The following is a 10,626-nucleotide window of genomic DNA, read 5'->3' as shown; positions in this document are numbered from 1 at the left end:
TTGATGAAGCAAAAGCCGCCCTCGCGCGCCAGATAAAACGGCTCCGCAAGCTCCGTCGCCGCGGCACGGCAAACGTCAAATTTCACCTCTATGCCCCCGCGGCGTAAAATTTCCGCGCCGCCCGCAGCCTGCGCGTTCGTATCGCGCGTGCCGATTACCACGCGCGATAGCCCGAGCTGCGCCAAAAGCTCGGCGCAAGACGGGGTCCTGCCGCGGTGCGCGCAGGGCTCGAGCGTGACGTAGGCGCAAGCGCCGCGTAAAAGCCCGCCGTGACGGTTTAAGATAAAATCATAGGTGAAGCTCGGTTGCAAAAGCGCGCTTTTTAGAGCTTCTAAGTTTTGAAATTTAACGCCGAATTCGCGGGCATATTCGCGAGCAAAATCCTGCGCGAAATTTGCGTCCAGATCGCACAGCGCGGCAAAAACGGCGTTTGCCTCGGCATGCAAAAAGCCCGCCTTTTTATGCGCGCCTATGCCAAGAACCCTGCCGCCCCTATCCAGAAGCACGCAGCCCACGGCGGGATTGGGTAGCGTCAAGGCCTGATAGCGCCACGCAGCCCGCAGCGCCAAATCCATGTAAAATTCGTCGTTCATACAAGATCCAAAATTTAAATTGTCCCGCTCCGCTGCGCTTGCTTAGCCGAATTGCGGCTAGTCGGCAACCTAGTATGCCCGCAACGGATTACGCCTCGGACGCAACCCGCTTGCCCGCCTACGCTCGCCCGTGCCGTACCGGTTCGCCGACTCACATTCCAAATACATTTGCTGCTACAAGCCTGCTTTAAGCGCAAAATTTATCAGAGTGCAAGCCGCGCGCCGTATGCATAGGAGCAAGATTCCGCGCGGGAACAAAACTGCGAAATCTTACCACAGGTTTTAGAATTTTATCCTAAATCGTAAATTTTGCGGCGTCCGTTTCGCACGCCAAGAATTTTCGCCTATCGCGCGAACGAGCGTATCGATAGCGCGCGCAAACGCTAATTTTGCGAAGTAAAATTCTAATGGAGTGCTAGGGCAAAACCGCAATCGGGCGCGAATATTAAATTTCAAAAGTCGCGGCTTGATTTCAGCTCAAATTCAGGGGGGGGGGGGGGGAGAATTAAATAATTTTTTTTCAAAGGATTAAAATGTCTGAACAACCAACCGTTCAACCCCAATCAAACGTGCTTGGGATACTCTCCATAGTCTTCGCGATTTTAGGGATCTTTTTCCTAGGGATCGTTTTCGTTCCGCTTGCGTTTTTGTGTGCGATCGCCGCGACCTATCAAGCCGTCAAAAAGCAAGCCTCGCTCGTAATAGCGATATTAGCGTGGATCCTTACGATCGTAGGGCTCATGACCTCGCCCGTACTGCTAGCCACGATCGGAATCTCCGCTTCATAGTCGCAAACATCCGCGCCGCCCAGCGAAATTCAATTATCAAATGAGCGGCGCGCAAACCTCCGCCCGCAGAGTTTTAAAGCGTAAATTTATGGGCGGAATTTAGCCTCTTGAAATTCTGCGGGCAAAATTTTAAAGCGAAATTTGACACAGGAATTTTTGTATCAAAAATTTACGGACGGAATTTCGGCGTGGAATTTTATCGCATCCAAAACAGCGCGTAAATTTTAAATTTAGCCGCCTTTTAACGCGACGTAAAATTCCAAAGCAACGCGCAAGCATCACGCAAAACTTATCTTTTAGCGGCGCAGCGTGAAATTTTAAAGCGCCGCCTAGTAGCGTGAAAAATTACCTTTTATCGGCGTAAGATAAAATTTCAAAACAAGCAAAGCGGCGCTGGAAATTTAAAATTTTGCGCCGAGTGCCGCGAGAGATTAAGAGCAGCTAAGAGCCGTAAATTTCAAAAGCGATTTTAAAATTTAAACCTCGAAATTCCAAGCCAAAATTTCAAACCAGCAAATCTAGTGCGACACATTTTAAAGCCTCATTCGCAAAATTTCAAAGCTGCGCGCAGAGCTTTAAAATCTACATCGCTACCACTGCACGTAGGTTCGCGCCTTTTTGATCTCGTCAAGTCGCACGCTTACCTCGCCGCCGTCCGTGCGCAGTCTAAGCACGCCGCCTTCGCAGCCAAGCACCTCGCCGCTTAGCTTCTGCCCGTCCGTGCGGCTTAGGCGCACCAGCTCGCCCGCGGAGTTTGCGAAATGTTGCGGCTTGCTTAGCTTGCGCTCAAGCCCGGGCGAGCCGACCTCCAGCGTCCATTCGCCCTCAAGCGGCGGCTCCACATCGAAAATCGGCGAGAGCAGCCGCGATAGCCGCTCGCAATCGTCTAGGCCCACGCCGCCCGCTTTTGTGATGCTGATGCGGTAGATCGTTCTGCCGTTTTCGCTCACCGCCTCCACGTCGTAAAGCTGCACGCCGCACTCGCGCGCCAAAGCCTCTAAATCAACCATTTTTGCGCAGCTCCTCCTCTATTTTGTCAAAAAGATCGTCCATTTTGTTTTGATACTCCAAGCGGTCGTCAAATTTGAAGTGAAACGCGGGGCAGCGGTACCAGCCCTCCGCCTCGGCGCAGAAGTTTTGCAAATATCTCGCCACGCGGCCGAGCTTTTCGAGCACGAATTCCTGCTCGCGCTCGTCGAAGGCGTTTTTATCCAGATATACGAACGCGTCGTAGCGCCCGCGCTTGCACTCCACGTCGGTGACGCACAGCCCGCGCAAAAGCTCGTCCTCAAGGCTCGCGAGCGCTTCGGGGATGAGCTGCTTTAGCACGCTTTGCGTGCGCAGTCTTCTGAGTTCGGTCGGATTCATCTTTACCTCACTATCTTAAATCACCGCAGATTGCGCGGCGATGGAATTTTATTTTGCGTCTTGCGATGACGGAATTTTATTGCTTTGTCGCAGTGGAGCGTCCGTCTCGCGGCGACGCGAAATTTTATTACGTTGCCATAAAAATTTATCTTACGTCCATATCGCGGCGACATAGAATTTTTCTCGTGTCTATCTTATGGCGGCACGGAATTCTATCTCGCTTCGGCACGGCGACAACGCAGAATTTTATCTCGCTTCGACATGGCGAAATATCCGTCCTGCGGCGACGCGGTCTGTTTAAATTTGACGCGGCTTGCGATGCGCCGGAGCGCCCATTTAAATTCCGAGCGGTTTGCTGCGCGCAGGTACTGCGAGCGGCGCCGCACTTTTTAAAATTTCGCTTTTAAATTTTAAAAGGCGCAATATCGGCTTTGAAATTTTGCTTTTAAATTTTAGCCCGCGCACTTCGCGCTTAAATTTAAAACGCAGATCGCGCAAGAATTTCATGGTTTACGTACAGAATCTCATCGCATAGCCGCACCGCTACAACAGAAATATTTCCGCGTAAGGCACAGTTCTATTCTACGCCGTATTCTGCTCGCCGTGGCGCTATACCGTTGCCGTTTTGACGGCGCAATAATACAGCGCGCGGTGGCACCCTCTTTGCGCTACGCTCGCTTACTGCGTCGCTATTTACCGTATCCGCTACTGTCTTGGCGCCCGTTACAGAACCTCGCATCGTTGCAGCGTCATTTTTAAATCGCACTGCCCGCCGCGCTGCTATTTTTCCCACACTGCGTCGCTTTAGAATTTATCTTAAATTTTAAAAACGCTTCGATGTTGCGCGAAATCTAAATTTTGCCGCTTTAAAATTTCAACTTTGCAATTAAATTTAAAATTTAAGTCGCGCGGAAAATTCGTAACCTGCAAGCAGCGTAAATTTAAAATTTGATCGCAAAGTCGCGTCGCAAAAAAGTCTAAACATTAAAATTTCAAAACTGAAGCTATAAGGCAAAGCCTCGCGCAGAAACCGACAAAATTTAAAGCCTTGCTCGCGCATTCCGCTGCTAAATTTAAAAGGCGAAATTTCACGCCCAAATTCTGCGAGCATAAAATTTCAAGGCGCGATCGAGGCTTAAAATTTAGCCGCAAGCCGTGCAAACGAAGCGAATGCCCGCGCGGAATTCCGCGAGCATTAATCAATCGTAGCCTGCTCCTCTTTTTGCTTGTAGCTTTCGATAAAATCGCCCACGCGCATATCGTCGTAGCCCTCGATACCTACGCCGCACTCGAAGCCTTTGGCGACTTCCTTGGCGTCGTCTTTGAAGCGCTTGAGCGAGCTGACGTTGCCCTCGAAAACGATGACGCCCTCTCTGATGACGCGGATCTTCGCGCCGCGAGCGATGAGCCCGTCGGTAACCATACAGCCCGCGATCTGCCCGATCTTAGGCACGTTGATGACCTGCCTGATCTCGGCTTGGCCCAAGGCCTCCTCGCTGATGATCGGGCTCATAAGACCGCCCAAAAGCGCCTTGATATCATCGATTAGATTGTAGATGACGTTGTAGGTCTTAATCTGCGCGCCGCGCTCCTTGGCAAGCTCTTTGATCTCGCCCGTAGGACGGACGTTGAAGCCCAAGATCACGCAGTTTTCGCTGGCGCTTGCTAAGGCGATGTCGTTTTGCGTGATACCGCCGATGCCGCTGTGGATGATATCGACCTTGACCTCGTCGTTGCGAAGCTTCTCAAGGCTTGCTTTGATAGCTTCCAACGAGCCCGCGACGTCGGCCTTGACGATCACGGGTAGGCTTTTTAGCGAGCCTTCGGCGATCTTGGCGCTTAGCTCGTCGATGGTGACCTTGGTCGATTTGCTAAGCTCTTTTTGGCGCTGATGCTCGTAAATTTTACTCGCATACTCGCGCGCTTCCTTATCGCTTGAAACGCCAATTAGTGTCTCGCCGGCGCCCGGAACCTCGCTAAGGCCTATGATAACGCCGCATTCGCCCGGTAAAATTTGCTTTAGCGCCCTGCCCTTATCGTCGCTAAGCGCACGCACCTTGCCGTATGCGATACCAGCTACGACGGTGTCTCCGACGTGTAGAGTGCCGTTTTGCACGATGACAGTAGCAACCGCGCCGCGCCCCTTTTGAAGGGAGCTTTCGATGATGGTTGCCTTAGCTTGCTTGCTAGGATCTGCTTTTAGCTCCAAAAGATCGGCCTGCAAAAGCACGATCTCTAATAAATTTTCAATTCCCTCGCCCGTCTTTGCGGAGATCGGCACGAACTCGTAGCTACCGCCCCACTCGGTAGGCATTATATCAAGCTCTGCAAGCCCAGTTTTTACGAGATCGGGATTAGCATTAGGCTTGTCCATTTTATTTATCGCGATGATGATCGGAACGTTTGCGGCCTTGGCGTGCGCTATAGCCTCCTTGGTCTGAGGCTTGACGCCGTCGTCTGCGGCCACTACGATGATTACGATATCGGTGACCTCGGCTCCGCGCGCGCGCATCGAAGTAAAGGCCTCGTGGCCCGGAGTGTCTATGAAGGTGATCTTCCTGCCGTTTTTCTCGACCATATACGCGCCTACGTGCTGCGTGATGCCGCCCGCTTCACCGCTTGCTACGCGAGAGTTTCGGATATAATCGAGCAGGCTCGTTTTGCCGTGATCAACGTGTCCCATTATGGTAATGACAGGCGCTCTAGCGATTAAATTTTCTTCGCCTTCGCTATCCTCGTAAGCTTTGATGTAATCAAACTCCTGCGCCTCATCGATGATATTTACTTCGATACCGAATTCGCTTGCTAAAATTTCTATCGCGTCCTCGTCCAAAAAGTCGTTTTTCGTCGTCATCATCCCGAGCGCAAATAACTTGCCGATGATCTCGCTAGGCTGCTTTTTGATCTTATCGGCGAACTCATAGACGCGGATCTCTTTTGGGATATTTACAGAGCTTACGATTTCGCTACCCTGCTCGCGAGGGGCTTTTTTATGCTTTTTGCGACCGCCGCGACTTATGCTGCCTTCGCTACTAAAAATTTGATTCTGCGAGGCGCGATAAATATTAGGTTGGTTTTTACTTTTGGTGCGGTTTTCGGTCTGAATTGGTTTGACGGTGAAATCGGGCATTACCACGACGTCTTCGTCCTCAATGACGATATCGGCCATTTCGTGATCAGGAATGATGTCGATTTTAAGGGCGTCCTCTTTTTTAGCCGCGGGGGCTTTTTTCTTTTCGACCTTTTTCTTTTTCAAATTTAGTTCAGCGTTTGAGAAGATCGCCTCTAGGCTCGCACTTATCTTTTCGCGCCTAGGCTCGGTTCTATCTTGTGCCGCCGGGGCTTGAACTTCCTTTTTCTTTTTTACGATGACTAAGCCGCGGCGCTTTTGCAAGCTCTCGCTAGCAATGCTATCGCCGCTGTTTATCTGCACCGGAGCGGGCTTTGAGGCGGCGTTTTGCTTCTCCTCTTTATCCTGCGGGGCGGAGAAAATTTCTTCTTTTTGATTTTGAGATTTTTCGGTTTTTACCTCGGGCTCTTGCGTACGCGCTTTTTCGTTGCTAGGCTCTTTGGCGATCTGCGAGGACTCTTTGGATTCGGAAGCTTTTAAGCTTTCCGCCTTTTTAGGGCTCTCTTTTTTAGCGGTTTTTTTAGTTTCGCTCTGTTTTTTAGCGGGCTTATTCTCATCTTCTTGCGCTTTTTCGGAGCTTTTCTTTGCGGGCTTTGACTTTTTCCCCGGCAAAATTCCCGTCTGGATATAATCGTAAATAGCGGCAGCCTCTTCCTCGCTTACTTTATTCGACGCGGTTTTTACCTTTTTAAAACCCATCTCCTGCGCTTTTTCGATTATCTCTTTGCTTGCGTATCCAAGCTCGTCCGCGATATCTTTAATCAGAACACCCATTTAAAACCCTCTCCTTGATATGTCCCAAATCTGCGCTAGACGCAAATTTAGATAGATATTTTGAAATTTTCTCTTTTTGATTTATGCAACCGTCGCAAATATAAAATTGTCTGTTTGAGCTTATATTTTTAAAATTTTGCAAAAAGGCGTGGAGTTCGCGCTTGGCGAAGCGCCCCTTGCAAATAACGCACATCCTAATCGGTTCGCTCATGCGATTATATCTTTATTTTTCTTAGTCAATATTAAAGCCGCCGTTGTCGATCTCTAAAATTTCGACGCGGAAGTTTTTAAAATTTTCGCTAAGGCAGTCTTTAAGCTTCGCAGCGTCGGATCTGTAGGCTAAATTTAAAAAGCTTGAGCCGCTGCCCGAGAGCGAGCTCATAAGCGCGCCGTTATCATAGGCGATCTCGCGCAGCTTAAAAAGCTGTGGAAGCACGCCCATACGCACCTGCTCATGCATCTTGTCGATACAGGCGTAGCGCAAGCTGTCGTAGTCGCGCCGCATAAAGCAAGCGGTCAGAAATGCCGCGTGCGAGAGGTTGCTAACGCAATCTTTGATCGAAAAGCTCTTAGGCAGCTTGCCGCGAGATTCGCTCGTAGACATCGGCGTATCAGGGATGACGACGACGGCTTGCAGGTCTTGCGAAATTTCGCATTTTTGCGTGCGAACCGTCTTGCCGTCCACGACGCTGCTGACAAAGCCGCCGAGCGTTGCGGGCGCGATATTATCCGGGTGGTTTTCATATTCTAGCGCCGTGTTTAAAATTTTAGCGCGATCGATCTCAAACCCGCAAATTTTATAAGCGCTTGCGATGGCGCCTACGATCACGGCCGAGCTGCTGCCCAGCCCACGCGAAAACGGGATGTTGTTGTGAAAAGCAAATTTAAAATTTATCTCTTGCCCGCCGCCTAGTTTTCTGTAAATTTCATTGAAAATATTCAAAAAAGCGTTGCCCTTCTTAAGCCACGCTCTGTCGCTGCCCTCACCGCTAAGCGATACGCAAAAAAACTTCTGCTCGGTAATTTCTACTTCGTTAAATAGCCCTAGGCTAAGGCCGAGCGCGTCGAAACCGGGGCCTAAATTTGCGCTCGTCGCAGGAATTCTTATAATCAAGCTCTCTCCTAAACCGCTTCTATGATGTAATTTGGAAGTATATCATCGCTTTTATTTAAAACCGATAAATCCTGCGGCAAAGATAGTGCGGCGGGGGCGCATTTTTTCATTTTGATTTCGCCGCGATCGTAAACGTAGCTGAAGTTTTTATTCGCTCTGATCGGCCCGAAGCCGCTTAGCTCAAAGCCGCTGATCGCGTACAGCGGCACATCAAGGGCGATGCTAAGCGTGCGCAATATCACGTAGCTTACCTTCATACCCATGAAGCTGCCGGGAGTATTTGCGTAGATGAGATCTTTGATTTTGTAATCTTTTAAAATCTCGCTAAATTTAGCGATCAGGAAGTTATCGGCTTTTTCGTCTTTGGCGCTTGCAAATTCCGCTATCTTAGCGCCGTTTTCATAAACGCCGAGTAAGCATGGAGCGCTAAGAGCAGCAATTAGAATTTCAACCTCTTTGATTTTGCAGCCTTAAGCAAAGACTTTTTGATATTCGCGCACAACCTCGGCGGTAAGATCTACTAGCTCGAAATTTTTAGCATCGGCTAAAACTGATAAAGTTAGTTTATGATTTAGATCGTGGCTTCCCGCAAACGCTGTATAATCGCCCAAAATCGGAGCACCTACGAGCGCAAGATCGCCGATCGCATCTAAAATTTTATGGCGGACGAACTCGTTTTCAAAACGCAAACCCTCTGGATTTAAAATTTTGTTCTCATCGATTACGACGGCATTTTCTAAGCTGCCGCCTAGAGCTAACCCCATGGAGCGAAGCGCTTGCACGTCTTTTAAAAATCCAAACGTGCGCGCCCGCGAAATTTCTTTAAGATAGGCTTTTTTGCTAAATTCAAAAACATGGTGCTGAGTGCCGATGAGCGGATGGCTAAATTTAATCGTATAATCAAATTTCGGACTCTTACTAGGGCTTAAGCGCACGAGCTTATCTCCCTCGCGAATCTCCACAGCTCGCTTGATGATGAGAGCTTTTTTATTCGCGTCAAGCTCTCTTACTCCTGCTTCGTCCAAAAGCATACAAAAGCTCGCCGAACTTCCGTCCATCACAGGAATTTCATTAGCGTCGACGATGATACGGATATTATCGATACCATAGGCATTAATGGCGCTCATTAGATGCTCTATTGTTGATATATAGCCCTTCTCATTTCCTACGACGGTCGCCATCTGCGTATTTACGACGTTTTTCGGCTCGGCTTTAAAACTAACGCCAAGATCACTTCTATAAAATACGATTCCACTGCCTGCCTCTAAAGGCTCTAACGTAAGCCTGATAGGCTCACCTTTGTGTAGCCCGATGCCGACGTTATGGACTTTCTTAGCTATCGTTGTCTGTCTCATTTCTATCCTCGTTTTCATTAACCCGCGCATTATAGCGAAAATTTTAAAATTTACTTACCTTTTTCTATTACTTTTTTGGACGATTCTAAGACATCGGTAATGTTATCTTTCATCCACTTAGGGTCCATCCACTCCTCGGGTCTTACGTCCACACCCTGAACTACGATGCCAAAATGCAGATGATCTCCGAAAGCAAAGCCGCTTGAGCCCGTCTGTGCTAGAATATCGCCCGGCTTTACGTCGCTGCCGACGCTTAACTGCGTCGCCGAGCAGTGTCCGTATATGCCGTATAAGCCGAAGCCGTAGTAAATTCCTAAATTTAATCCGAAAATTCCGTTTTCCTGCGCAAAAACTACCTTGCCGTAGTTGCTCTCTTTGATATCGGCGTTTGCAACGCTTGCTAGATCAAGCCCCATATGCCATGACTCGCTTACTTGTTCGTCGTTCATAAAAAATATCCGATGATCGGCAAAACTTGCTACCGCTGCGCCTTTAGCAAGCGGATAAAAAGGCTTTAGCTCAAATCCATTTATTTTATCCTCGTGCACCGCGCTAGTAGCAGCGTGCAGATCATCTCCGTTTTTCTTACGCAGAGTTTCGTTTACGAATTTAAATTTCTCCAAATCGCTCATCGAGTTAAAATTCTGCGCGTATTGGCTAGCCAAATCACTTACTTTGCCGTTAATGAAGCCCGGATTTAGCTTGATAGTAGAGACTTTATATTTTTTATCCTGATAAAAATATTTGATCTGCGAAATGCTTTCGTTGCCTGCACGATCAGTGGCGACCGCTTCTGCGCGAAATTCCTCTAAATTTGCAGGCCACGCTACGAGAGACGCATAATAGCCCTCTTTTACAAAAGGAATTGCTTTAAAAATTTTGCCATAGTTGGTTTTGACATAGACTTCGCTTAGGCGCTCATCTTTAGCTGAGAATACGACTACAGCGCTACCGCCTTTAGTGATTTTATAGGATTGATTGATGATATTTATGACGGGCTTTTTGTCGTCTATTATTATATTTGCCGTTTTTACGCTCTTATTTCCTTGCGCAAAATTCCACGAGCTAATGTCGTTTGCAAAAACCTCGAGCTTGTAGTTTTTATCTTTATTAAGCATCAAATTTTTAGGAAATTGCACGGCAAGCTCTAGCGTCGTTTGCGGAACATTCAGCTCCTCATTTAGTAGCGGTATCGTGCTGGCTCCGTCGTTTAAATTAACGCGAACGAGCTTAATGCCGGTATCGTCTGAAATTTTAATCTTTAAAGGCGAGGTTAAATTCCAATAAATTTCATTTTCCAGCGCAATTTGCGGAGGATTTTTTTCAAATTTCGGCGAGGTAAAAATTCTAAAAATTCCATAAACCAAAGCGCATATTATAATAAGGGATATTAAAATTTTAAGCTTCGTTCCATTGCCATTTCTACGCATAAAAGAGCCTTTGATATGATTTTAGAGCGCGATTTTACAAGCTTAACTTAAATTATCGGTAAAGCGAGGCAAAA

10 protein-coding genes are annotated in these 10,626 nt (G+C 48.2%); 1 reads left to right on the top strand and 9 read right to left on the bottom strand.

Going from position 1 to position 10,626, the window contains the following annotated elements:
- Window positions 1–593, bottom strand: a 593-nt coding sequence (ribD, locus tag Q0620_RS04235; RefSeq protein WP_298783345.1) for a bifunctional diaminohydroxyphosphoribosylaminopyrimidine deaminase/5-amino-6-(5-phosphoribosylamino)uracil reductase RibD, incomplete at its 3' end; no start/stop codon positions are given.
- A 533-nt stretch (window positions 594–1,126) separates the two neighbouring features.
- Here ribD and Q0620_RS04230 point away from each other — a divergent pair.
- A complete protein-coding gene (locus tag Q0620_RS04230; RefSeq protein ID WP_069435689.1) occupies window positions 1,127–1,381 on the top strand; it encodes a hypothetical protein in 255 nt (84 codons plus the stop codon).
- A gap of 590 nt (window positions 1,382–1,971) precedes the next feature.
- Here Q0620_RS04230 and Q0620_RS04225 read toward each other — a convergent pair.
- From Q0620_RS04225 to Q0620_RS04190, 8 genes are all read right to left on the bottom strand, one after another.
- Entirely contained in the window at window positions 1,972–2,391 is a 420-nt protein-coding gene (locus tag Q0620_RS04225; RefSeq protein ID WP_298783344.1) for a ribosome maturation factor RimP, read from the bottom strand.
- Complete coding sequence (gene rbfA / locus Q0620_RS04220; protein WP_005872391.1) at window positions 2,384–2,749, bottom strand: 30S ribosome-binding factor RbfA; 366 nt, start codon at window positions 2,747–2,749, stop codon at window positions 2,384–2,386. Before rbfA ends, Q0620_RS04225 begins: the two co-directional genes overlap by 8 nt.
- Before the next feature lie 1,195 nt (window positions 2,750–3,944).
- Window positions 3,945–6,653: a translation initiation factor IF-2 gene (gene infB / locus Q0620_RS04215; RefSeq protein WP_298783343.1), complete on the bottom strand. Its 2,709-nt coding sequence runs from the start codon at window positions 6,651–6,653 to the stop codon at window positions 3,945–3,947.
- Window positions 6,637–6,864, bottom strand: a complete 228-nt coding sequence (locus Q0620_RS04210) for a hypothetical protein (RefSeq protein WP_040304108.1) — start codon at window positions 6,862–6,864, stop codon at window positions 6,637–6,639. Before Q0620_RS04210 ends, infB begins: the two co-directional genes overlap by 17 nt.
- 21 nt (window positions 6,865–6,885) lie before the next feature.
- Complete coding sequence (gene thrB / locus Q0620_RS04205) at window positions 6,886–7,767, bottom strand: homoserine kinase (RefSeq protein ID WP_298783342.1); 882 nt, start codon at window positions 7,765–7,767, stop codon at window positions 6,886–6,888.
- A gap of 8 nt (window positions 7,768–7,775) precedes the next feature.
- The gene (locus tag Q0620_RS04200; protein WP_298783341.1) at window positions 7,776–8,030 is read right to left on the bottom strand and encodes a glycoprotease; all 255 of its coding nucleotides are present in this window, start codon (window positions 8,028–8,030) and stop codon (window positions 7,776–7,778) included.
- A gap of 207 nt (window positions 8,031–8,237) precedes the next feature.
- A complete protein-coding gene (lpxC, locus tag Q0620_RS04195; protein WP_298783340.1) occupies window positions 8,238–9,122 on the bottom strand; it encodes a UDP-3-O-acyl-N-acetylglucosamine deacetylase in 885 nt (294 codons plus the stop codon).
- Between the two features lie 50 nt (window positions 9,123–9,172).
- A complete protein-coding gene (locus Q0620_RS04190; protein WP_298783339.1) occupies window positions 9,173–10,552 on the bottom strand; it encodes a M23 family metallopeptidase in 1,380 nt (459 codons plus the stop codon).
- Window positions 10,553–10,626 lie beyond the last annotated feature (74 nt).

Source organism: uncultured Campylobacter sp. (assembly GCF_938017615.1).
Classification (GTDB): domain Bacteria; phylum Campylobacterota; class Campylobacteria; order Campylobacterales; family Campylobacteraceae; genus Campylobacter_B.
Note: the sequence above shows the minus strand (reverse complement) of the source record. Positions and strands in the feature narration are given on the sequence as shown.